The following is a 21,061-nucleotide window of genomic DNA, read 5'->3' as shown; positions in this document are numbered from 1 at the left end:
CCCACGTCTCCCTCTGCCACGCCGGCTGCTGCCGACGGCGGGGCAAACCTCCCGCGCCCCGCGGGACTCCCCAGCGCGCGTTCCCTTCTGCAACGGTGTGCGCGCCCTGCACGGGCCGATCACGGCTGGCAGGGCGAGAAGGTCTTTTCTCCATCGAATCGCGCTTGTCGCGGGTCCGTTGATCGAGTTGCTTCCGTCGATCCGGGAGCGGTCTCCTGACGCCTTGGCCCGCAAGGCTGCGAGGTGCCAGGAGACTGCTTGCGGTTGACGGTATTCAGTGCCGGTGCCCGCCGGCGAAACAATGGGCTCCCTTTGTGTGTGGATACACGCCAGAGGATGCCGGCCCCAGCCACGAAACGGGCCGGGTGAGATTGCTGACGCAGCGAATGGCTTTGACGACGGCCTTGCCTGCTTGCAGCCCACAGGTGGATTGATTCCTCTCCAGCCGAAGTCCTTCGGGACTTCGGCTCCTTTGTCGTAGGTAGACGGATCGTGCGTCGCCGAGGGCAGCAGCGCCCAGGCCAAACCGGACGGTGTTCGGTTCCGTTTGATCGGTGACGGCGCGCTGCCACGCTTCCATCCTTCCCGCATGTGTCGCTGACGGTCGTCAGCACCATGCCCTGGCAGCCCCGGTCTTCAAGGCTGCAATGCGGTTCGCCGCGTTGACCGATCCAGTCCGCTTCGCACCGACCACCGCGGACGCGCGTCGCCACGACGCGGGTGCTTTCGATGTTCAACCCTTCGGGAGGTATCCGCTCCCGTCAGGGCGTGGTGCTCCCGGTCTTCAACCACCAGGAGAAACCCATGTTCCTTGCGCTCGCATCGGCACCTTTGAGTGCTGAACAGGCCCGCGCCGAATCCATCGGCTACCAGGCCCTGGCCTACGTCGGCAAGCGCCTGCCCCTGCAGGTGCTGTGCAGCGCGGCCGGCCACTACATCGGAACCGCCGATGCGGACGGCCCGGTCTCGCGCGAGTCGGTCAGCTACTTCCGCTCGCACCACGCCGCCGAGCACGCCCTGCAAACGGGCCGCTGGCAGCAGCGCATCAACCCGTGATTCCAACCACCTGGAGCCCATGTCATGAACCGTGCCCTGCCTCAAGAGGTACTTGATCAGATCGAGCTGGAACACCAGCACTTCGCCGCCGCGCCCCAAGCCTTCTTCGAGGCGTGGAAACGCGGCGTCCACATCGCCGGAGCCGAATGGTTCGGCGACGGCACCCGCGAAGGCCTGCAGCGTGCCACCACCAAGTGGGATCTGCGGCCGCAGCTGCTGATGCTCAACGACGCCCTCGGCGTCCTGAGCAGCGGCCAGCGGATGTTCCTGTCCGCGATGGTGAGTTTCTACAACGCCCGCGAGGGCGGCGCGATGCTCAAGCGTTGCGGCTTCGAGGGGCTGTCCGACCTGGGCGGCCTCGACCTGGAACGGCGCAAGGTCATCGCCGATCTGACGCTGAACTACAACGGCTGGTGAGCCGCTTCGGCACACCGACGATCTTCTCTTCCTCCGACCCCACGAGGGACATGCGCCTCCGCACGAGGCCGTGTCCCTCGATTTCTTTGTCGGTTGCTGGGCGCGCCGCCATGCGCGTTTCCGGCCGACCGGCTGCCACTTCATCCACTCGTTGGGGTTCAATCCCCAGCAGGGGACTGCCTCGGCCATCCTCTGCTGGAGAAATCCCATGTCCTACTCGAACAACAATCCCTTTGTCCGCGGCTACGACGGCCTGTCCGTCCAGCGGCTGCTCGCTATCTCCTACAACGACGACTGCCCGCTGACCTACCTGCCACTGCACCCCTCGCAGTCGAATCTGCCGGACAGCCTGGTCGAACGACGAAGCTGCACCTTCTCGGACGAATTCGCGCTGATCACCGAGGACCAGGCTGTCCCCGACGAGCTGCAGGCGCAATGCCGCAGCCACGGACTCGCCCGCAACGTGGTCTACGCCGTGATGGCCGAGGAAGGCGGCAAGCCGCTGCACGTGGGCGATACTTACTCCGAGGAAGCGGCCCGTGAGGTGGTGCAGCGCCTGAGCTTCGAGACCGGCTATTACAGCCGGTGCTGGGAAATCAGCAGCGCGCACCTCGACGCCGAGGCGCATCGCTTCCTCGCCGAGATGGCCGACATCGCCACGCCGACGCTGTTCCTGTTCGTCGCCTTCCGCATCCCGTACAGCCCGGCCATCGGGTTGAAGGTGATCGCAACGCCCTGGACCGACGAGAACCTGCGCGCGGTCGAAGGCATCACGGCCCAGCGGCTGATGCAAGAGCATCGCAAGAAGGGCATGCCGGAATCGCTGGTGCACGTGCTGCATCTGGCCGCGCTCGCGGACGTGCGCATGCTGGTTTTCGATGCCGATGCGCCGGTGCTGGACGGACTGCCAATCTACGACGAGTGACACCCATTTCGAGCCCCCATGCGGGGCTCGTTTCATTTCTGGACGAAGCCGGTGGCGGTGCAATGCCGATTCCCCCGCGACGTTGGCCCTGTGCCTGACGCACGCTGCTCGCATGTTCGCTGGCGTTGCCGGCAAGCATGCCCAGGCAGTCGAGACCTTCGAGGCTGCGGCGCGGTTCGCCGTGCTGGTTGTTTTTCCTTCTCCGGGGCGCATGTCGCGTCCATCCACCTCACCCCCAAGGGACATGCCTCCCTTGCGGGCGGAAGTTCCTTGGATTGCCACAAGGAGCCTCCCAATGGATACCCAAGCCATCCGCGCACAGATGCCGACACTGGTTCGCGGCCACGTGCCTTCCAACGTCCGCAGCTTCAAGTTCAACATCTTCGACGGCCAGCCCAAGGTTTCGACGCTGGGCTTTCACATCGACCCCAAGCCCTTCGAGGGCAAGGTCATCGCCACCACCGACGAGGCCATCGTCGTCAAGACGGGGCGGGCCGAGTTCGCGGTGCTCGACAGGGCGCTCGTCACCGACGTGCCCGACGAGGGCGCCAAGGTGCAGGTCGAACCTTATGCGCGGCGCCGCTTCGACGGCCTGCGCGCGGACACGCCCGAGGAGAGCACCGAGTTCACCGCCGACGGCCAGCCGTACACGGTGAAGCGACTCATCCTGGGTTCGGCGCCGGCCAAGCTGCCGATCGCCGAGCCGCAGTGCCCCGAGTTGCAGGAACTGATCCACCAACTGGAGCAGTTGCCCGCACCCGATGGCTTCCGGCGCATCACGCACCTGCTGGTGGATGCCGGCGCGCGGGACTTCACGGTGTTCGATCCGAGCCCCAGCAACATCATCGCCACGCCGCCGGCCATCGGCTTCACCGTCGCCTCGGCGAAGTTCCAGGGACGCGTCACCGTGCTCTACGAACGCGGCCTCGACACCTACGCGGTGGAACTGCACCGCGACGGCGAACTGGTCGAGCGGGTCGATGAAGTGTTCTTCGACACCTTGGGCCAGGTTCTGGAGCGACTGATCGACGACGGGAGCTGGCGCCTCATCCGCGTGCAGTGCCTGTCCGGTCGCAAGCCCGTCCAGCACTGAGCCCCTCACGTCCCCAAGCGGCTTCCCGCCCTCGCGGCGGGAAGCCTTCTTCCCCTACCTCCGTTGGAGATCACTTCCATGACTGTTCGATTCAAAGGTACCGAGCTTCGGCCCGTGCTCGCCGAGGCAGCGGCCAACCAGTGCCGCGTCATCCTGGTCAAGGACCAGGGCGTGTACTTCATGGCCGAGCGCGGCGAGAGCCGGCCCGATGGGCGGCGCAAGACCATCGCCTACGCCGTGGGCTGCAACCCCGACGTCGATGCGTTCGACGACTGGTGGGAGCTGACGCGCGCCGAGTTCGGCGGCGACGACTTCGGCGAGTTCTTCGACCTGCAGGAACGGGTGTTCGCCCGCATCCTGCATAGCGAGGACGACCTCGAAGTGTCGGCCACGGCTACGCACCTGTCGATGCAGCCCGTATCCGCTGCGCCAGCCGGTCACTGATCGTCCTGCTTCCCAGCCCCCTCGCGGGGGCTTCTCTTTCTCTGGTGCCGCGGCTCATGGCCGCATGCACGCGATCGTCTCCAGCCCGACTCGGGCCACTCACGCCGGCCATCGCCGGCGCCACCGCCTGGAGACGCACGCATGCGAGACCCGTTCAAGATCGAGTAACCGACCTGCATCAGTTTCAGCGGCGGTCGCACCAGCGCGTACATGCTCTGGCGCGTGCTGCACGCCCATGGCGGCCTGCCCGCGGATGTCGTGGTGTGCTTCGCCAATACGGGCAAGGAAGTGGACGCCACCTTGCGCTTCGTACGCGACTGCGCCGAACACTGGCAGGTGCCCATTCATTGGTTGGAGTACCGGCCAGCGGAACCGGGCTTCGTGGTGGTGGACTTCGACACCGCCAGCCGCGCGGGCGAGCCCTTCGAGATGCTGATCCGCAAGCGGCAGTACCTGCCCAACCCCGTGGCGAGAGGGTGCACGACATTGCTCAAGATCAGGCCGATGCACCGCTTCCTGCGGCAGCAGGGCTGGACCGATTGGGACCAGTTCATCGGTATCCGCGCCGACGAACAGCGCCGGGTCGCCAAGATCAGGGCGCGCGGCCACTCCACCGAATCCACCCACGAGACGATGTGCATGCCGCTGGCCGAGGCCGGCGTGACCGTGCGCGACGTGTCCGCCTTCTGGCAGGCGCAGCCCTTCGATCTGGACCTGCTGACGGTCAACGGGCGCACGCTCGAAGGCAACTGCGACCTGTGTTTTCTCAAACCCCACGGCTAGCGCCTGGCGCTCATCAAGGCCAGGCCGGAGGCGGCCGTGTGGTGGGTACGCATGGAATCGCTGAACCTCGCCAGCCGCCCGAGTGGCGCGCGTTTCCGCAACGATGGCCCGAGCTACGCCGACCTGGCGCGCTTCGCGGCCGACCAGCGCGACCTGTTCGATGCCGTCGAAGAATCCATCGCTTGTTTCTGCGGCGATTGAAGCGCGGGCCGTATCGTCGCGTCTCAACGTGATGCCACTGTCGCTGCGTGTGGCCAACGCCTTCGTGCTGGAACACCACCGGCATCACCGGCCTGTGCAGGGCGGCAAGTTCAGCCTGGCGGTCGCGCTGACCGACGGCGATGCGGTGCCAAGCCGCATCGTCGGCGTGGTGATCGTGGGCCGCCCGGTGGCCCGGCACCTCGATGACGGCTGGATGCTCGAAGTCACGCGGCTGTGCACCGATGGCACGCCCAACGCCTGCAGCAAGCTCTATGCGGCCGCCGACCGCGCGGCACGCGCGTTGGGCTACATACGTCTCATCACCTACACGCTGCCAGCCGAGGGCGGCGCCAGCCTGCGGGCGGCCGGCTGGCGCCTGGTCGGACAGCGCGGTGGTGGGAACTGGAACCGTGCGCGCCGGCCGCGGCAGGACACCCCCGAGGCGCTGCGCATGCCCAAGCTGCTGTGGGAGGCGCCGTAGCGGCGAGCCTGGCACAGGTCGCCAATGCGGACAGCCGCCGGTGCCGATTGCCGCTCGCGCGGGCGCGCGTCCGGCGCCACGCTGTCGCCATGTTCCGCTGACACCCGTCAGCAGCATGCCCAGGCAGTCTCGATCTTCAAGGCTGCGACGCGGTTCCGACCGCGCTGATCAACCAGTTCGCTCCGGCATCCAAGCGCGAACGGCCATCGGTTCTCCCGATGGTGATGCCACCCAAGCTGTCCCTTCAACCCACGCGGGGGTTCCACACCTTCCCCGCCTTGGGTCGGGTGTGTCTCCGCCTCTTTGTTCTCAGGAGATTCACCATGACCACTTCCACCGACAAGTCCTTCTTCGACCTGCACATCACCGGCCTCGGGTACCTCAATCGCATCCGCGAAGTGAAGCCCAAGAAAGGCGATACTTTCCTGGCCTGCGACATCGCGGCGCTCAACGGCCCCAGCGATGACGTTGCCTACGTGCGTTTCGACACGCGCGTCTCTGGCTCAGAAGCGCAGCACCTAGTGCGCCGCTGCATCCAAGCGGTCGATGCCGAGAAGAAGGTGATGATCGGCTTCCGCCTGGGTGACCTGTGGACCGACACCTTCACCTACTCCAAGGGCAAGCGTGCCGGCGAGCAGGGGGTGAGCCTCAAGGCCCGCCTGCTGTTCGTCAGTTGGATCAAGGTCGACGGCAAGCTCGTCTACAAGGCCGAGCCCAAGCCGACCGATGACCGCGACGAACGCGACGTGCGCGACACGGATGTCCCCGCGACTTCCGCTGAACCGCAAGCCGCAGCGTCCGAGCCCGCCGCCGAAGCTGCCGATGAAGCCACTGCCGATGCTCCCGCATTGGAAGTTGCCGAGTCGTTCTGATCCGCAAGGCCCCATTTCCCCCGGGGTCTTGTCTTCATCTCACTCGCGTGCGTATGCGACCGTCTTCGTGACGGCCGCATGCGTGATCGCAGCTTCGTCCGCAGGAGTTCTTCATGATCACCATTCCCGGCCAACTGGCCATCAAGACTATCCACGGCCGCAACGGCGACTTCAACGTCGGCCGCCTCGCGACCTCCATCGGCGAGTTCGTCGTGAAGAACGCCGAACTCGACCAGTACGCCGAAGGCAAGTACGAGGGCGATTTCGCCATCGCGGAGATTCGCCCGTCCACATACACCGCCAACGGCCGCATGGTCATCGAGATTCGCGCCCTGCTGGGCGGGATGACCTTGTCAGCCATCGATGCCCTGAGCCGTGACGATGCCAGCCGGCTGAGTCCGCAGGAAGTCGATCCGATCGACGAGGAAACGCAGACCGCTACGCCGACGCCGACGACCGCCCCCAAGGCGGCCGGCCGGAAGAAGGCACGCAGTTCGCGCGACCCGCTGGTCGACACCACGCCGTTCGGCAGCGAACCGGCTGCTGCGTCTGCCGAGGCTTCGGCCCATGAGGAAGACGGCGACGACGCGGCGCTGTTCGGCGCACTCTGGCCGCTGGGCGACGTCGTCAAGCTCGATGCCACCGTGGATCGGCGCGTGCTGCGTCAGCAGCGCGACCGCCTCGGCGACCTGGGCTACGAGTTCGCTCCGCTGTCCCAGGACTGGCACCTCGCCAGGGTCTGATCCGACCGCCGTTCCACGCCGCGTTCCTGCGGCTTTCCACCACCCGCCGGGGTTCCTTCCCTGGCGGGAGGACTCCGGCCCTTTCTCACAGGAGTCATTCCATGGGCTGGACATTTGTTCGTATGACGCGCGATCAGTTGATCCGCGAGCTGACCGCGACAGAGGAAACCGAGCGGTCGCGCAATGAGGTCATCGACCACACGCTGGTCGGCAACGTGCTCTGGACGGTGGTGCGCGTCACCGCCAAGCAGGCCGGCATCCTGGGTCTCGCACCCGAAGAGTCGGCCACCTTGATCGGCTGCCATCTGCTGGAAAGCGAGGGCCGCGAATGGGGCTACAAATCCCTGGTCGAGGCCGAGCACCCGTACTACTACTCGTGCCCGCTGCGCTATCTCGACATGGCGCCTCAGCGGTGCGCCACCTGGCGCGCACGGGTGCATGCCTTCCACCAGCAGCGGCCGACGTACAACGCGGCCGCCGGTGCAGTCACCGAGTGAGGCGCACATGGACACCATCCTGTCGTCCTTGCCGACCGAGCTGCTGCGCTTCGTCGAAGACCAGTTGGCCAACAACGAGGTTTCCGACGACGACGAGCTGCGCGAGCACTTCATCGCCAACGGCCTCAGCGAAGAACAGGCGTGGCAGGCATTGACCTACCGCACGCTGTACCTGCGCCACGTCTTTCTAGAAGGCTTCACGCCGATCACCAAAGGCCAGGAAGCACTGTGCTTCAACCCGCAGACCCGCGGGTGGGAGCCGGCTCCGACTCCGTAGGCCGGCCTTCACGCAGCGCGCGCTGCTTCATCCCTTTCCCCAGGCCCTGTTCAGCAGGGCTTTTCTTCGTCCCACGCAATCGCGCGCATCCGGCCTCGGCCGCTGGATGCCGATTGCTCCATTCCGCAAGGAGATCATCATGCAACTCGCATCCCGCTTCGCTTCTCGTTCCCCGGTGCTGCGCGCCGACCATCCGCTGTCGGACGATCAGATTCGCACCGTGGTCCCGTCCATCTTCGCGGACAACCCGCACGAAAGCCGATCCGAACGGTACAGCTACATCCCCACGGCGGCTGTGCTGACCGAACTTCGCAAGGAGGGTTTCCAGCCGTTCATGGTGTGCCAGACCCGCGTGCGACACGAGGATCGCCGCGACTACACCAAGCACATGCTGCGCCTTCGCCACGCCAGCCAGATCAACGGCGCCGAGGCGAACGAGATCATCCTGCTCAACTCGCACGACGGCAGCAGCAGCTACCAGATGCTCGCGGGCATGTTCCGCTTCGTCTGCCACAACGGCCTGGTGTGCGGCGATACCTTCGCCGACGTGCGGGTGCCCCATAAGGGCAACGTCACCGATCACGTGATCGAAGGCGCCTACGAGGTGCTGCACGGCTTCGAGCGCGTGCAGGACTCGCGCGACGCCATGCGGGGCATTACGCTGGACAACGGCGAGGCCGAAGTCTTCGCCAGGTCGGCGCTGACCTTGAAGTACGACGATTCGGGCAAGGCCTTGCCCATTACCGAGACCCAGATCCTGCGGCCCCGCCGTTTCGACGACAACCGCGCCGATCTGTGGTCGGTCTTCAACCGGGTCCAGGAAAACCTGGTCAAGGGCGGCCTGAACGGCCGCGCCGCCAACGGGCGCCAGCAGCGCACGCGACCCGTCCAGGGCATCGACCAGAACGTCCGGCTCAACCGGGCGCTGTGGCTGCTCGCGGATGGCCTGCGTCAGCTCAAAGCCTGACCGAAAAGCGGATCGTGTCCTCGCGGCACGATCCGCTTTTTCTTTGCCGGCGGCGCAAGCGTCAAGGAAAACAGGGTTGCGTGCCAGGTCGGTTTTCGGCTCACGCGGCACGCACCTCTTGGCGCAGGCTATGGCCCATGTCCGTCGGCGTTGCCGACAACATGCCCAGGTAGCCCAGACCTTCAAGGCTACGGTGCGTTGCGACGCACGTTCTGATTCTTCGCCACGACGCTTACCGCGTTCTCTTCCATCCCCCAGGGGCAGTGATTGCCCTCGCGGGTGGTGCTGTCTCCGCTCACTTCGAGGACATCACCATGCCTGCACCTTCTTCCCCCAAGACGCTCTATCGCATCGACGAGTGCCCCGACCTGATGGCCGATGGCGTCGTCGGTGACGAGAACGGCAACCTGGTCTTCATCTCCCTCTGGGCGCGCGACACCGCCGTCCAGGAATTCCTGGCCCGCCTCACCCTGGGCCGGGACGAACAGGGACTGGATCAGTTCCACATCATCACCGAGCAGGGCGCGAGCGTCCCGGTCTTCGTCGGTAACGTCGAGAACCTGGACAAGCGCAGCGCACGCGCCTATCGGCGCACGCTGTTCGGCTCGCTGACCAACATCTGGCTGTTCGATCGGCGCTGCGTCAAGCCCGACAAGGCCAACGCCAGCGCGCTGGCGCTCCTGCCTCGCGATTCCACACACCGGCTCGACCGGCTGTGGAAGCTGGTGCGGGATACCTGCCCGCTGCCGCTTCTCGATCCCTGGCGCGAACCCGTGCTGGAACTGCTGCAGGCGAAGTCGATGCTGACGCGTCTGCCGTTCGCCCTCGGGCCGCTAGAAGGCCACCGGCTCGCCATCGACGTGCCGACGCTGACTCAGGTGCTGGGTGGCCTGATCCGCAGCGGCGCGCTCGTCGCCGACACGTCCGCCAGCCGCATCCCTTCGGCACAACCGCTTGAAGCGGTGGCTTGAGGTTCTTGCACCGGACACGCGCGCCCCGCGTGTCCGCAGCCCTTCAATTCATCTACTGCCAGGAGACTCCTATGGCCCTCATGTTCCCGCGGCTTGCCCGCAACTTCGTGAAGAACGGGTACTTCCCCACGGATGAACCCACGCTCGAAAGAGCACTCGCCGCATTGGCGCCCCCCGATTCCTCGGCCGGGCCGCTGTGCATCCTCGATCCCTGCGCCGGCGAAGGCGTGGCGATCGCCGAAGCCGCCCACGCCCTCGGGCGCGGACGGGTCCAGGCCTTCGCCGTCGAGTACGACGCCGAGCGCGCGCGCCATGCCCGGCAACTGGTCGATCGCTGCATCCACGGCGACCTAATGGACACGCTGATCAGCCGGCAGAGCTTCGGCCTACTGTGGCTTAACCCGCCGTATGGAGACCTGGCCAAGGATGCCAACGGCAACGTCGGCTACCAGGGCCAGGGCCGTGCCAGGTTGGAGAAGCTGTTCTATCAGAAGGCGCTCCCGCTGCTGCAGTACGGCGGCGTGCTGGTCTACATCGTTCCGCACTACGTGCTCGACGCCGAGCTGGTCGGCTGGCTGACCCGGCACTTCGCCGAGCTGCGCATCTACCGCGCAGTGGAAGCGCAGTTCAAGCAGGTCGTGATCTTCGGTCGCAAGGTTCGCCTGCGCGACCAGGCATCGGATTCGGTGAAGGCCACGCGCGCGCTGCTGCTGCAGATCGGGCAAGGCGATGCCGAAGCGGAGGAACTGCCAAGCGAATGGCCGTTCCTGCCGTACACGGTGCCTGCCAGCCCGGCCGAGCCGGAGCATTTCTACCGCGTGACGATGGAGCCCGAGCAATTCGCCGATGAAGTCGGCCGGCTGCAAGGGCTCTGGCCGACGCTCGACACGCACCTGGGTGCCGCGCAGCAGTCGCTGCGGCCTCCGGCGCGGGCCTTGTCTCACTGGCATCTCGCTCTGGCCTTGGCCGCAGGCGCGATCTCCGGCGTGGTGAAGTCCAAGACGGGCCGTGTGCTCGTCGTCAAGGGCGACACCCACAAGGAGAAGACCTTGCAGACGGAATACACCGAGCGCGACGACGGCTCCGTGGCCGAGACGCGCATCCTGACCGACAAGTTCGTGCCGGTCATCCGTGCCTGGGACATGACGCCGGGCTCGTCGACCTGCGGCGAGGTGTTGACCATTCGCTGATCGTTCTTCCCTGACGGTTCGCCGTCCCTTTCATCCACCCACCGGGGTCATGTTGCCCCGCCGGGTGCCGTGGCCCTCTCATTTTCCTGAAGGAGAAAACCATGACACTCGCAGTTCTCAACGTGGCGTCGCAAGCACGCTTTGCCCCTGGGCACCTGGTCATGACCTGCGGCATCGATGCGCTGGTCCAGCAAGGCCGGCTCAATCCGACTCCGTACCTGTGCCGCCATCTCAATGGCGATTGGGGTGACCTCGACGACAGCGACCGGCGCCAGAACGACGCCGCGCTGCGTTCTGGCGAGGATCGGTTGTTCTCGTCCTACCAGGTCGCGCCTGACCTGAAGCTCTGGATCATCACCGAATGGGATCGCAGCGTGACCACGCTGCTGCTGCCCAGCGAATACTGATCTTCATCGACCGCGGCCTCGTGCCGTTCTTTCTTCCCACCTCGGGGCATGCCATCGCCCCGCAGGGGAGGTGCATGCCCCATTTCCTTGGAGCATCACCATGTCCCTCGATACCGACGTTGTTCCCGCCACCGATGGCGCGCCCGTTCAGGGCGACCTGCTCGAAGCGGTTGCCTCTCCTCTGGCGATGAGCCTTCAGGATTTCGTTGCCGAATTCGGCGACGAGCTGCTGGACTCGCTCAACCGCGCCAACCCTCCCGTCTACACCGGCCAGGCCCGGCCGCATCGCCAGCTCGTGCTGGCCAGTCTCAAGCGCAAGCTGTTCGGCGCGCAAGCCGAGGTGGTGCATGCCGTCACCGAGCTGTTGGCCGACCGCGGCGAACGCGCTGCGATCGTCAATGGCGAGATGGGCTGCGGCAAGACCACCGTTGGCATCGCCACGGCGGCCGTGCTGCACGCCGAAGGCTACCGCCGCACGCTGGTGCTCTCTCCGCCGCACCTGGTCTACAAGTGGCGCCGTGAAATCCAGGAGACGGTGGCCGGCGCGAAGGTCTGGGTGCTCAATGGCCCGGACACGCTGTTCAAGCTCATCAAGCTGCGCGAGCAGTTGGGCGTACCGGTGCGCGGCCAGGAGTTCTATGTGCTCGGGCGCGTCCGCATGCGCATGGGTTTCCACTGGAAGCCCGTCTTCAACGTGCGGCGCACGAAGCACGGCGAAGTGGGCGCATGCCCAGACTGCGGCCAGGTCATCACCAACCTTGACGGCGAGCCGATCAACCCGGTCGAACTCGAAGCCGAGGACTACCGCCGCCGGTGCAGCCACTGCGGCGCACCGCTGTGGACGCTGATGCGACCACGGAGCCTGTCCGCCAGCGACCAGTCAACGGCCGTCTTCAAAGCCTTGCAGCGCATCCCGACCATCGGGGAAGTCACGGCGCAGAAGCTGATGAAGAAGTTCGGCGACTCGTTCCTGGCGTCCATGCTCGGCGACAACATCCACGAGTTCATCAACCTCATGGATGCCAACGGCGAGCTGGTGTTCTCGGATCGCCAGGCGCACCGCATGGAGCGGGCGATGGCGAACATGGAGTTCGGCTTCGGTGAGGGCGGCTATCAGCCGTCCGAGTTCGTCAAACGCCACCTGCCGCAAGGCACGTTCGACCTGCTCATCGCCGACGAGGCGCACGAGTACAAGAACGGCGGCAGTGCCCAGGGCCAGGCCATGGGCGTGCTGGCGGCGAAGGCTCGCAAGACCTTGCTGCTTACCGGCACGCTGATGGGCGGCTACGGCGACGACCTGTTCCACCTGCTGTTCAGAGCCCTGCCGGGGCGAATGATCGAAGACGGCTACCGCCCGACCAAGAGCGGCAGCATGACCTCGGCGGCCATGGCGTTCATGCGCGATCACGGCATCCTCAAGGACATCTATTCCGAGAGCACCGGCACGGCGCACAAGACGGCCAAGGGCACCAAGGTCTCGGTGCGCACGGTCAAGGCGCCGGGCTTCGGTCCGAAGGGCGTGCTGCGTTGCGTCCTGCCGTTCACGGTCTTCCTGAAGTTGAAGGATATCGGCGGCAATGTGCTGCCGTCCTACGACGAGGAGTTCCGCGAGGTGGCGATGGACACGGCGCAAGCCGCGGCCTATCGCGACCTGTCGTTTCGTCTGACCTCGGCGCTGAAACAGGCGCTGGCCAAGCGCGACACGACGCTGCTTGGCGTGGTCCTCAACGTGCTGCTGGCCTGGCCGGATTGCTGCTTCCGGTCGGAGACGGTGGTGCACCCGCGCACGCGCCAGACCTTGGCCTTCGTTCCAGCTCAGTTCAACGAGCTGGAGGTGATGCCCAAGGAGCGCGAGCTGATCGAGATCTGTAAGCAGGAGAAAGCTGCGGGTCGCAAGACGCTGGTCTATTCGGTCTACACCGGCACGCGCGACACCACGTCGCGTTTGAAGGTGCTGCTGGAGCAGGAAGGCTTCAAGGTGGCGGTGTTGCGCGCAAGCGTGGATGCCAGCCGTCGCGAGGACTGGATTGCCGAGCAGTTGGACCGCGGCATCGACGTGCTCATCACGAACCCGGAGCTGGTCAAGACGGGTCTCGACCTGTTGGAGTTTCCGACGATCGTTTTCATGCAGTCGGGCTACAACGTCTACAGCCTGCAGCAGGCGGCCCGGCGCTCCTGGCGCATTGGCCAGAAGCAGCCGGTTCGCGTCATCTATCTCGGCTACGCGGCTTCCTCGCAGATGACCTGCCTGGGGCTGATGGCCAGGAAGATCATGGTCTCGCAGAGCACCTCGGGAGACGTGCCTGAATCGGGACTGGATGTGCTGAACCAGGACGGGGACTCCGTCGAGGTGGCACTGGCCCGGCAGCTCGTCGCGGCCTGATCCGCCAACCCAAGCCGGCTGCCCTTCGGGGCGCCGGCTTCTTTTTCCTGCGCATCGATGGCAGGCCATGAAGTCGGGCGCCTGCCAGTTCCCTTTGTTTGCTGCCCGAACGCTTCGCGGCGGCGATGGTGAGGGCTCCGTGTTCCAGGGACTTGCCCCATGCAACCACTCATCTGCGTCGCTCATCGCCTGGCCGTGCCTGCCATGTTGGCCGGCTGCGTGCTCATCACCGGCTGCGCCGCGACAGACGCGGCGAGCATCCTGACTGCCGATGACTCGCCTCCCGAGCCTGCAGTGTTCGTCAGAACCATCTCTCCAGAGCCCGAGCCGAGCCTCATCCCGGTGGCCCGCTACGGCCGCTACACCCTGGTCGAGATGGTGCCGGAACCGGCGCAGCGCGACCTGCTGCGCCAAGTGATCGAGATTTCGATTCCGCCGACCCTGGACGCGGGCGTCGGCGATGCCTTGCGGCACGTGCTGCTGCGCACCGGCTACCGCCTTTGCGACGCGCCGGACGCCGCATCGCTGTTCACGCTGCCGCTGCCGGCGGCGCATCTGCGGCTCGGGCCGCTGCCGCTGCGCGATGCCTTGCTGGCGCTCGCCGGGCCGGCTTGGGAGCTGTCCGTCGATGACGCTGCGCGTGCGGTGTGCTTCACACGCGTGACGGCCATCCGTGCGTCGAGCACAAGCCCCGTTGCCGCAACGCCGGCATCGAGCGCGCCAGCCGCTGACCCCGCCAATCCCAAAGTGCCCCCGGAGACCCAGCCATGACCCTACCGCAGCTTCCCGACGAGAACGTTGGCCGCACGCGCTGGTTGAAGATCGCAGCGGCGGTCTGGCTGCTGCTCGTGAGCATCTTGGCCGTAGTCAACAGCGTGGGCTTGTCGCGCCTGATCGAGCAGAGCCAGGCCAGCGCCCAGGATGCGCACGTGCAGGCGCTCAACACGCGCGTCGCCGAACTCGAACAGCAGGCGGCGGTCTCCAAAAGCCAGCCAAAGCCCGTCACCGAGCCCGATTTCGAGGCTGCCCGCAAGGCGCTGGATGAACGCCTGGCGCTGGTGGAGCAGGCCCAGGCCACCGACGCCCATGCCGGCGAACTGCAGGCGCTGCAAGCGCGCGTGGCCGACATCGAAGCCCGCATGAAGAGAACCGCCGCGTCTTCCGCGGCGCCCCGTCGTACCGCCGAGCCGGCCAAGCCCAAGGTGCCCGAACCGCCGTTCAACGTCGTGGGGGTGGAACTGCGCGGTGGCGAGCGCTTCCTGTCGGTGGCGGCACCCAAGCCATCGTCGGTGCTGGACGTTCGGCTGCTGCGCGAAGGCGATGCCGTGGGTGCGTGGCATCTGCTGGCGATCGAGGCACGCGCCGCCGTGTTCAGCGTGGACGGCCAGACCCAGCGCATCGCGCTGCCGTAGGAGCTGGCCATGAAGCACCCCGTGATCTGCTTCGCCGCCACCCTTGCTTTCGTTGCAGGCACCGCAGGCACAGCCTCGGCGCAATCGGCCCCGATCGCGTCCTCGCGCACCGTTCCTGCCCAGGTGCAGAACAGCAACGACGCCGCGCTGGACGAGCGCCTGGCCCGCGATTGGGGCCTGCGCCCCGAGGAGTGGGCACGCTACCGCCAGCTGATGCAGGGGCCGCTGGGCATCTATTCCCCGAACCTTGATCCGCTCACGGCGCTTGGCATCGAGGCGCGCAGCGACGAGGAACGCAACCGCTATGCGGAGCTGCAGGTGCAGGCGGAATCGAAGCGTGTGGGCAAGACGCTGGCCTACCAGCGGGCCTACGACGCGGCCTGGAAGCGGCTCTATCCCGGCCAGCAGCGCGTGAACATGCCGGGCGCGAAGGCGCCGGGTGTCGGCAACAAGGGTTCGGGCCGACTGGCCGTCTTCGTGAAGGCTGAGTGCCCGCTGTGCGAACAGCGCGTGCGCCAGTTGCAGGCGGCCGGAACCGCCTTCGACCTCTACATGGTCGGCAGCCGCCAGGAAGACGCCCGCATCCGCCAGTGGGCGACGCAGGCCGGCATCGACGCCGGCCGCGTCCGCTCGCGCGCCATCACGCTCAACCATGACGCCGGGCGCTGGCTGTCGCTCGGCCTGCCCGGCGACCTACCCGCCGTGGTGCGCGAGGTCAACGGCCAATGGCAGCGGCAGTAACGGCACCGACTTGGGCTCGCCGCGCGGGCCACGCGGCCATGGTCGTGGGGCTCTATGCCTGCTCAGCCTTCGCTTTTGCCCTGGAAGTGCCACCTCCCGCCTACCAGCTTGCTGCGCGACAGGCGGGCGTGCCGTCTCCGGTGCTGTACGCGGTGGCGCTGCAAGAGAGCGGCGCGCGGCTACGCGGCCATCTGATCCCTTGGCCGTGGACGCTCAACGTCGCCGGCCGGGCCGAACGCTATGCGACACGGGCTGAGGCCTGCGCTGGCATCCGCCGGGCACTCGCCCGCGCGCCGGCCAACCGCATCGACGCTGGCCTCGGTCAGGTCAACCTCGGTTATCACGCACACCGCTACGGGCATCCCTGCGATCTGCTCGACCCCTACCGCAACCTCGCCATCGCCACGGAAATCCTGCAGGAGCAGCACACTCCCGGCGAGGACTGGCTGGTCGCCATCGGCCGCTATCACCGCCCCGCGGGCGGGGCGCCGGCTGCCCGCTATCGCCGCAGCGTCCACCAGCACCTGACTCGCGTGCTCGGATCAGGCGCCTCACTTCCCGTTGCCAGGAGTTCCATGCCATGAACCGCACCCTTGTTGCCGCCGCCGCTGCGGCGCTGCTGACCACGATGGCCCACGCGCAGGAGCGCCGCCCCGCAGCCAAGAATGGTTCCCCGCCGCTGATCGTGGTCGAGGACAAGGGCGGCACTTCGGCGCTGCCGTACTACCGGCCTTTGAATCCGCAGGACGCGCCGCCCGGTCAGCCTTCCGCATCCCAGCCAGCGCCGCGTATTGGCGGCCCAGCCGATGCCGAAGCAGTTATGCTGCCGGTGCGTTCGATGCGGCTGTCCCCCGGCGAGGAACCGCGGCGCGTGATCCGCGCACCAGGCCTGACGCCGCTGTTCCTGGTCGGCGACGACGACCGCTCGCGCGCCTGGCTCAAACAGCGGCGCGCGACTTTGCAGCAACTGCACGCTGTCGGCTTGGTGGTCAACGTGGCCTCACCCGAGGCATTGGCCGCGCTGCGCCACCTCGCGCCGGGTCTGATGCTGTCGCCTGCCTCGGGCGACGACCTGGCCCAGCGCCTGGGCCTACGGCATTACCCGGTGCTGATCACCTCCACCGGCATTGAACCGTGACGTGAAGCGCTCGCCATGGCCCAGCCACAAGCCGTTGAGGTCTTACTGCGGCCAGCCGTGGAGCTATACACCGTCGCGGTCTGTGCGGGCGCCGCACTTCTGTGCCTGGTGGCCCCGTGGTCGCTCGCGCTGAGTCCCTTGCTGGGGCTGGGCAGCGCGCTCGCCTTCCTCACCTTCGGCGCGATCCGGTTGCGCGAGGCCGCGGCCATCCTGCGCTATCGACGCAACATCCGCCGACTGCCGCGCTACGTGATGACCAGCCGGGATGTGCCGGTCAGTCAACAGCGGTTGTTCATTGGCCGGGGGTTTCGGTGGGATCAACGCCACACACACCGGCTGATGCAGACCTACCGGCCGGAGTTCCGCCGCTACGTTGAACCCACGGCGATCTACAGGGTCGCGCGGCATCTTGAGGCGCGGCTGGAATTCGCGCCGCATTCACTGTCCAAACTCGCAAAGGCATTGGCCTGGGACAGCCCACTGAACCCGGTGCGGCCGCTGCCACCGTTGGGAGGGCTACCACGCTTGCACGGCATCGAGCCGCGCGAGGTCGACGTCACCCTGCCGCTGGGCGAGCGTGTCGGCCATTCGCTTGTGCTCGGCACCACGCGCGTCGGCAAGACCCGCTTGGCAGAGCTGTTCATCACACAGGACATTCGCCGCAAGGTCGGCGGCCAGCATGAGGTCGTGATCGTCTTCGATCCCAAGGGCGACGCCGGTCTCCTGAAACGGATGTATGTGGAGGCCAAGCGCGCCGGGCGCGAAGGCGAGTTCTACGTCTTCCATCTCGGATGGCCAGACATCAGTGCCCGCTACAACGCGGTCGGGCGCTTCGGACGCATCAGCGAAGTCGCCACGCGCATCGCGGGGCAGCTCTCGGGCGAAGGCAACAGCGCGGCGTTCCGCGAGTTCGCCTGGCGCTTCGTCAACATCATCGCGCGAGCGCTGGTCGAGCTGGGGCAGCGGCCCGACTACTTGCTGATCCAGCGCCACGTCATCAACATCGATGCGCTGTTCATCGAGTACGCCCAGAACTACTTCGCCAAGAACGAGCCCAAGGCCTGGGAGGTCATCGTCCAGCTCGAAGCCAAGCTGAACGACAAGAACATCCCGCGCAACATGATCGGCCGCGAGAAGCGCGTCGTCGCGCTGGAGCAATACCTGTCGCAGATCCGCATCTACGACCCCGTGCTTGATGGCCTGCGCAGCGCGGTGCGCTACGACCGGACGTACTTCGACAAGATCGTCGCCTCGCTTCTGCCACTGCTGGAGAAACTGACCACCGGCAAGATCGCGCAGTTGCTGGCGCCGAACTACTCGGACCTCTCTGACCCGAGGCCGATCTTCGACTGGATGCAGATCATCAGGAAGCGGGCTGTGGTCTACGTCGGGCTCGATGCGCTGTCGGACGCGGAAGTTGCGGCGGCCGTGGGCAACTCGATGTTCTCCGATCTTGTCTCGGTGGCAGGTCACATCTACAAGTTCGGCATCGACGACGGTCTGCCGGGCGCCGCAACCGGCGTGAAGGTGCCGATCAACGTGCACGCCGACGAGTTCAACGAACTCATGGGCGATGAATTCATCCCGATGGTCAACAAGGGCGGCGGTGCCGGCGTCCAGGTCACGGCCTACACGCAGACGCTCTCGGACATCGAAGCGCGCATCGGCAATCGGGCGAAGGCGGGCCAGGTGGTGGGCAACTTCAACAATCTGTTCATGTTGCGCGTGCGCGAGACCGCCACGGCCGAACTGTTGACGCGGCAACTGCCCAAGGTGGAGGTCTACGCGACGACGGTCATGAGCGGCGCGACCGACAGCTCGGACCCGACCGGGACCACTGCATTCACGTCGAACACGCAGGACCGCATCAGCAGTACCAGCGTGCCGCTGATCGAGCCCGCACACGTCGTCGGCCTGCCCAAGGGACAGTGCTTCGCGCTGATTGAGGGTGGCCATCTGTGGAAGGTGCGCATGCCTTTGCCGGCGCCCGATTCGGACGAGGTCATGCCCAAGGATCTGCAGGAACTGGCGGGCTACATGCGCCAGCACTACGTTGAGGCCGGTGAGTGGTGGGAGAACCAGGGCGTTCCCGATCTGCAGAACCAGGCATTGCCCGACGATCTGTTGGCGGACTTCAAACATATGGCGTCCGCCGACGAAGGGGCCGAGGCATGAACGACCCCGCCGTCGCCGCACAGCGCCAGCAGGTCCGGCAGCAGGGACTGCTCACCGGCCTGCTCACGCTGCCTTTCCGTTTCTTCGGCGTCCTGTGCGGCTCGCTCTTCCTGTGCATCGTGATCGAATGCGTGGGCATGCATTTCTTCTGGCCCAAGGAAGGCTGGCACCACGCACAGACCATGCTCAATCACGAACTGACGCTGGTGTCGGAGAGCTTCACGCGCAGCGTGATCGTGCAGGAGCCCGGCCGTAGCGCCAAACACCTCGTCGAGCTGGCCTATGACTGGCTGTTCGTCAAAAGCGGGTTTCTAGATTGGATGCGCGATGCGGCCGATCAGGCCCGCGCAGGCGCGCAAAACCACGCTCATGATTTCCGCTACTACATGGCCCAGGTCTACGTGCACGTGGAGAGCTACCTGACCGCCTCGGCCTACACCGTGCTGGTCTTCCTCGTGCGACTGCTGGTGCTGACGCTGACCCTGCCGCTGTTTCTGCTGGCGGCCTTCGTCGGCTTAGTCGACGGGTTGGTGCGACGGGACGTGCGCAGCTTCGGCGCTGGGCGCGAATCGGGCTTCGTCTATCACCGCGCCAGGGCCACGCTGATGCCGCTGGCCGTGCTGCCCTGGGTGATCTACCTCGCGCTGCCGGTGAGCGTGCATCCGTTGCTGGTCCTGCTGCCGAGCGCGGTGCTGTTGGGTGGCGCGGTGGAAATTGCCGCGGCGACTTTCAAGAAGTATCTGTAGCCGGCGCACCTACGCACTACGTTGTGCCGGAAAGCGGTGGCCGATGGATTCCGATTGATTGCGGCGCACGTCGGACTTGAGCCGGAGCATCGAAGCCATTCGCTTTAACGAGGAATGGCACGATGGAATCGATCCGCCGCCACATCCGCGCATGGCGCCGCGCGATGGCCGTGCCGTCGCTGGCATTGGCCCTGTCGCTCGCGTCGCTGCACCCAGCCCATGCTGCGGACGATGCGCCTGAGCGCGAGCAACTCGCTGCGCTGGTACGTCAGATCGAACTGGCTGATCGCCTGGCAAACCATCTGGCCGAGCAGACGGTTGCCGCTCCGCTGGAGCGCGCCCGCTACCACTTCGATTACGTCCGGCTGCGCGCCGACCTGCAGCGCGTGCGCACGGGCTTGCAGGACTACCTCGTTCCGCAGCGCGCGCAGCCGCGCGATCCCGTGCCGCTGAGCGGCGACTACGTGCGCCGCGACGAACGACAGGAGGTGTCGCGATGACGCCCTCTGCCGATCAGGTCGCTGCCTTCCAGGCCAACGGCGGTTTCACGCCCTCGGCCGTTTCCACCGTCGTCCTGGGTTTCGTCTTCGCAGTCCTGCTGTTATGGGGCGTGTGGGCGCTGCGAACGGCCTACGTTGGCTGGGCCGAACAGCGTTTGTCCCAGCGTCAGTTCCTCGGCGTCGTCGCGCGCTTCGTCGCGATGTACCTGGTGCTGAGTTTCTTCCTCCTGTCCTGACCCCCGACCACCTCGAAAGGTATCCCGCCATGAACGCTTCGACTTCTCCCCGCACCGCGCCGCGCATCCTTCGCTTGACCGGCGGCATGTTTGCTGTGACGGCCATCGCAGCGGCACCGCTGGCGTCCTGGGCAGCTCTTCCCACCATGGAAGACCCCTCGCGCGGCACCGGAAGCGGCATCATGCAGACGCTGCAGAACTACGGCTACGACATCGTGCTCTTGATCGCGCTGCTGGTCGTGGCCTCGATGTTCATCGGTGTCTGCTATCACGCCTATACCCGCTACTCGGAGATCCACACGGGCCGGGCCACCTGGGGTCAGTTCGGTCTGACCGTCGGCGTGGGCGCGATCCTGCTCGTGGTCGGCATCTGGCTGCTGACCAAGGCCACCGGCGTGCTGTAAGG

25 protein-coding genes and 1 pseudogene are annotated in these 21,061 nt (G+C 66.3%); all 26 read left to right on the top strand.

From position 1 onward, the window contains the following. Window positions 1-804: 804 nt before the first annotated feature. A complete protein-coding gene (locus ABWL39_RS05380) occupies window positions 805-1,056 on the top strand; it encodes a hypothetical protein (RefSeq protein WP_367787888.1) in 252 nt (83 codons plus the stop codon). 24 nt (window positions 1,057-1,080) lie between these two features. Next, window positions 1,081-1,473 carry a hypothetical protein gene (locus tag ABWL39_RS05375; protein ID WP_367787886.1) on the top strand — a complete coding sequence of 131 codons (393 nt, stop codon included), beginning with the start codon at window positions 1,081-1,083 and terminating at the stop codon, window positions 1,471-1,473. Between the two features lie 208 nt (window positions 1,474-1,681). Then, window positions 1,682-2,398 (top strand): ABC transporter substrate-binding protein, encoded by a 717-nt coding sequence (locus ABWL39_RS05370; RefSeq protein WP_182594347.1) that lies wholly within the window; start codon window positions 1,682-1,684, stop codon window positions 2,396-2,398. A 295-nt stretch (window positions 2,399-2,693) separates the two neighbouring features. Further along, a complete protein-coding gene (locus ABWL39_RS05365; RefSeq protein ID WP_182594348.1) occupies window positions 2,694-3,491 on the top strand; it encodes a GTPase in 798 nt (265 codons plus the stop codon). Window positions 3,492-3,569: 78 nt separating this feature from the next. Then, window positions 3,570-3,935 carry a DUF3085 domain-containing protein gene (locus ABWL39_RS05360; RefSeq protein ID WP_367787883.1) on the top strand — a complete coding sequence of 122 codons (366 nt, stop codon included), beginning with the start codon at window positions 3,570-3,572 and terminating at the stop codon, window positions 3,933-3,935. Window positions 3,936-4,112: 177 nt separating this feature from the next. Beyond that, window positions 4,113-4,919: pseudogene (locus ABWL39_RS05355) on the top strand (phosphoadenosine phosphosulfate reductase family protein). 31 nt (window positions 4,920-4,950) lie between these two features. Beyond that, a complete protein-coding gene (locus ABWL39_RS05350) occupies window positions 4,951-5,400 on the top strand; it encodes an XF1762 family protein (RefSeq protein WP_367788231.1) in 450 nt (149 codons plus the stop codon). 323 nt (window positions 5,401-5,723) lie between these two features. Further along, on the top strand, window positions 5,724-6,272 hold the full coding sequence (locus tag ABWL39_RS05345; RefSeq protein WP_182594350.1) for an STY4534 family ICE replication protein: 549 nt from the start codon (window positions 5,724-5,726) through the stop codon (window positions 6,270-6,272). A gap of 113 nt (window positions 6,273-6,385) precedes the next feature. Then, window positions 6,386-7,015 (top strand): DUF3275 family protein, encoded by a 630-nt coding sequence (locus ABWL39_RS05340; protein WP_367787881.1) that lies wholly within the window; start codon window positions 6,386-6,388, stop codon window positions 7,013-7,015. A gap of 101 nt (window positions 7,016-7,116) precedes the next feature. After that, complete coding sequence (locus ABWL39_RS05335) at window positions 7,117-7,512, top strand: hypothetical protein (protein ID WP_182594352.1); 396 nt, start codon at window positions 7,117-7,119, stop codon at window positions 7,510-7,512. 7 nt (window positions 7,513-7,519) lie between these two features. Next, window positions 7,520-7,789: a hypothetical protein gene (locus ABWL39_RS05330; protein WP_182594353.1), complete on the top strand. Its 270-nt coding sequence runs from the start codon at window positions 7,520-7,522 to the stop codon at window positions 7,787-7,789. A 139-nt stretch (window positions 7,790-7,928) separates the two neighbouring features. Continuing rightward, entirely contained in the window at window positions 7,929-8,756 is an 828-nt protein-coding gene (locus tag ABWL39_RS05325) for a DUF932 domain-containing protein (RefSeq protein ID WP_182594354.1), read from the top strand. A gap of 314 nt (window positions 8,757-9,070) precedes the next feature. Then, a complete protein-coding gene (locus tag ABWL39_RS05320) occupies window positions 9,071-9,727 on the top strand; it encodes a hypothetical protein (RefSeq protein WP_182594355.1) in 657 nt (218 codons plus the stop codon). A 71-nt stretch (window positions 9,728-9,798) separates the two neighbouring features. Then, window positions 9,799-10,917 carry a DUF6094 domain-containing protein gene (locus ABWL39_RS05315; RefSeq protein WP_182594356.1) on the top strand — a complete coding sequence of 373 codons (1,119 nt, stop codon included), beginning with the start codon at window positions 9,799-9,801 and terminating at the stop codon, window positions 10,915-10,917. Between the two features lie 101 nt (window positions 10,918-11,018). After that, window positions 11,019-11,324, top strand: a complete 306-nt coding sequence (locus ABWL39_RS05310; protein WP_182594357.1) for a hypothetical protein — start codon at window positions 11,019-11,021, stop codon at window positions 11,322-11,324. 100 nt (window positions 11,325-11,424) lie between these two features. After that, the gene (locus ABWL39_RS05305; RefSeq protein ID WP_182594358.1) at window positions 11,425-13,707 is read left to right on the top strand and encodes a helicase-related protein; all 2,283 of its coding nucleotides are present in this window, start codon (window positions 11,425-11,427) and stop codon (window positions 13,705-13,707) included. A 159-nt stretch (window positions 13,708-13,866) separates the two neighbouring features. After that, window positions 13,867-14,478: a PilL N-terminal domain-containing protein gene (locus ABWL39_RS05300; protein ID WP_182594359.1), complete on the top strand. Its 612-nt coding sequence runs from the start codon at window positions 13,867-13,869 to the stop codon at window positions 14,476-14,478. Further along, window positions 14,475-15,119, top strand: a complete 645-nt coding sequence (locus ABWL39_RS05295; protein WP_367787876.1) for a hypothetical protein — start codon at window positions 14,475-14,477, stop codon at window positions 15,117-15,119. Before ABWL39_RS05300 ends, ABWL39_RS05295 begins: the two co-directional genes overlap by 4 nt. A 9-nt stretch (window positions 15,120-15,128) precedes the next feature. Beyond that, on the top strand, window positions 15,129-15,860 hold the full coding sequence (locus ABWL39_RS05290; RefSeq protein WP_367787874.1) for a TIGR03759 family integrating conjugative element protein: 732 nt from the start codon (window positions 15,129-15,131) through the stop codon (window positions 15,858-15,860). Window positions 15,861-15,898: 38 nt separating this feature from the next. After that, complete coding sequence (locus ABWL39_RS05285; protein WP_232357179.1) at window positions 15,899-16,444, top strand: transglycosylase SLT domain-containing protein; 546 nt, start codon at window positions 15,899-15,901, stop codon at window positions 16,442-16,444. Between the two features lie 44 nt (window positions 16,445-16,488). Then, on the top strand, window positions 16,489-16,998 hold the full coding sequence (locus tag ABWL39_RS05280; protein ID WP_367788229.1) for an integrating conjugative element protein: 510 nt from the start codon (window positions 16,489-16,491) through the stop codon (window positions 16,996-16,998). Window positions 16,999-17,013: 15 nt separating this feature from the next. After that, window positions 17,014-19,173 (top strand): type IV conjugative transfer system coupling protein TraD, encoded by a 2,160-nt coding sequence (gene traD, locus ABWL39_RS05275; protein WP_367787872.1) that lies wholly within the window; start codon window positions 17,014-17,016, stop codon window positions 19,171-19,173. Then, the gene (locus ABWL39_RS05270; RefSeq protein ID WP_367787870.1) at window positions 19,170-19,919 is read left to right on the top strand and encodes a TIGR03747 family integrating conjugative element membrane protein; all 750 of its coding nucleotides are present in this window, start codon (window positions 19,170-19,172) and stop codon (window positions 19,917-19,919) included. Before traD ends, ABWL39_RS05270 begins: the two co-directional genes overlap by 4 nt. 122 nt (window positions 19,920-20,041) lie before the next feature. After that, window positions 20,042-20,419: an RAQPRD family integrative conjugative element protein gene (locus ABWL39_RS05265; RefSeq protein ID WP_367787868.1), complete on the top strand. Its 378-nt coding sequence runs from the start codon at window positions 20,042-20,044 to the stop codon at window positions 20,417-20,419. Further along, window positions 20,416-20,655: a TIGR03758 family integrating conjugative element protein gene (locus ABWL39_RS05260; RefSeq protein ID WP_367787866.1), complete on the top strand. Its 240-nt coding sequence runs from the start codon at window positions 20,416-20,418 to the stop codon at window positions 20,653-20,655. Before ABWL39_RS05265 ends, ABWL39_RS05260 begins: the two co-directional genes overlap by 4 nt. Before the next feature lie 86 nt (window positions 20,656-20,741). Continuing rightward, window positions 20,742-21,059: a TIGR03745 family integrating conjugative element membrane protein gene (locus tag ABWL39_RS05255; RefSeq protein ID WP_367788227.1), complete on the top strand. Its 318-nt coding sequence runs from the start codon at window positions 20,742-20,744 to the stop codon at window positions 21,057-21,059. Window positions 21,060-21,061: the final 2 nt, after the last annotated feature.

It is taken from the genome of Chitinivorax sp. PXF-14, assembly GCF_040812015.1.
GTDB lineage: Bacteria > Pseudomonadota > Gammaproteobacteria > Burkholderiales > SCOH01 > JBFNXJ01.
Note: the sequence above shows the minus strand (reverse complement) of the source record. Positions and strands in the feature narration are given on the sequence as shown.

Excerpts from the sequence above, each read along its gene's own strand:
- ABWL39_RS05380 (WP_367787888.1), top strand. The coding sequence starts at position 805 with ATGTTCCTTGCGCTCGCATCGGCACCTTTGAGTGCTGAACAGGCCCGC.
- ABWL39_RS05375 (WP_367787886.1), top strand. The coding sequence starts at position 1,081 with ATGAACCGTGCCCTGCCTCAAGAGGTACTTGATCAGATCGAGCTGGAA.
- ABWL39_RS05370 (WP_182594347.1), top strand. The coding sequence starts at position 1,682 with ATGTCCTACTCGAACAACAATCCCTTTGTCCGCGGCTACGACGGCCTG.
- ABWL39_RS05365 (WP_182594348.1), top strand. The coding sequence starts at position 2,694 with ATGGATACCCAAGCCATCCGCGCACAGATGCCGACACTGGTTCGCGGC.
- ABWL39_RS05360 (WP_367787883.1), top strand. The coding sequence starts at position 3,570 with ATGACTGTTCGATTCAAAGGTACCGAGCTTCGGCCCGTGCTCGCCGAG.
- ABWL39_RS05350 (WP_367788231.1), top strand. The coding sequence starts at position 4,951 with ATGCCACTGTCGCTGCGTGTGGCCAACGCCTTCGTGCTGGAACACCAC.
- ABWL39_RS05345 (WP_182594350.1), top strand. The coding sequence starts at position 5,724 with ATGACCACTTCCACCGACAAGTCCTTCTTCGACCTGCACATCACCGGC.
- ABWL39_RS05340 (WP_367787881.1), top strand. The coding sequence starts at position 6,386 with ATGATCACCATTCCCGGCCAACTGGCCATCAAGACTATCCACGGCCGC.
- ABWL39_RS05335 (WP_182594352.1), top strand. The coding sequence starts at position 7,117 with ATGGGCTGGACATTTGTTCGTATGACGCGCGATCAGTTGATCCGCGAG.
- ABWL39_RS05330 (WP_182594353.1), top strand. The coding sequence starts at position 7,520 with ATGGACACCATCCTGTCGTCCTTGCCGACCGAGCTGCTGCGCTTCGTC.
- ABWL39_RS05325 (WP_182594354.1), top strand. The coding sequence starts at position 7,929 with ATGCAACTCGCATCCCGCTTCGCTTCTCGTTCCCCGGTGCTGCGCGCC.
- ABWL39_RS05320 (WP_182594355.1), top strand. The coding sequence starts at position 9,071 with ATGCCTGCACCTTCTTCCCCCAAGACGCTCTATCGCATCGACGAGTGC.
- ABWL39_RS05315 (WP_182594356.1), top strand. The coding sequence starts at position 9,799 with ATGGCCCTCATGTTCCCGCGGCTTGCCCGCAACTTCGTGAAGAACGGG.
- ABWL39_RS05310 (WP_182594357.1), top strand. The coding sequence starts at position 11,019 with ATGACACTCGCAGTTCTCAACGTGGCGTCGCAAGCACGCTTTGCCCCT.
- ABWL39_RS05305 (WP_182594358.1), top strand. The coding sequence starts at position 11,425 with ATGTCCCTCGATACCGACGTTGTTCCCGCCACCGATGGCGCGCCCGTT.
- ABWL39_RS05300 (WP_182594359.1), top strand. The coding sequence starts at position 13,867 with ATGCAACCACTCATCTGCGTCGCTCATCGCCTGGCCGTGCCTGCCATG.
- ABWL39_RS05295 (WP_367787876.1), top strand. The coding sequence starts at position 14,475 with ATGACCCTACCGCAGCTTCCCGACGAGAACGTTGGCCGCACGCGCTGG.
- ABWL39_RS05290 (WP_367787874.1), top strand. The coding sequence starts at position 15,129 with ATGAAGCACCCCGTGATCTGCTTCGCCGCCACCCTTGCTTTCGTTGCA.
- ABWL39_RS05285 (WP_232357179.1), top strand. The coding sequence starts at position 15,899 with ATGGTCGTGGGGCTCTATGCCTGCTCAGCCTTCGCTTTTGCCCTGGAA.
- ABWL39_RS05280 (WP_367788229.1), top strand. The coding sequence starts at position 16,489 with ATGGCCCACGCGCAGGAGCGCCGCCCCGCAGCCAAGAATGGTTCCCCG.
- traD (WP_367787872.1), top strand. The coding sequence starts at position 17,014 with ATGGCCCAGCCACAAGCCGTTGAGGTCTTACTGCGGCCAGCCGTGGAG.
- ABWL39_RS05270 (WP_367787870.1), top strand. The coding sequence starts at position 19,170 with ATGAACGACCCCGCCGTCGCCGCACAGCGCCAGCAGGTCCGGCAGCAG.
- ABWL39_RS05265 (WP_367787868.1), top strand. The coding sequence starts at position 20,042 with ATGGAATCGATCCGCCGCCACATCCGCGCATGGCGCCGCGCGATGGCC.
- ABWL39_RS05260 (WP_367787866.1), top strand. The coding sequence starts at position 20,416 with ATGACGCCCTCTGCCGATCAGGTCGCTGCCTTCCAGGCCAACGGCGGT.
- ABWL39_RS05255 (WP_367788227.1), top strand. The coding sequence starts at position 20,742 with ATGTTTGCTGTGACGGCCATCGCAGCGGCACCGCTGGCGTCCTGGGCA.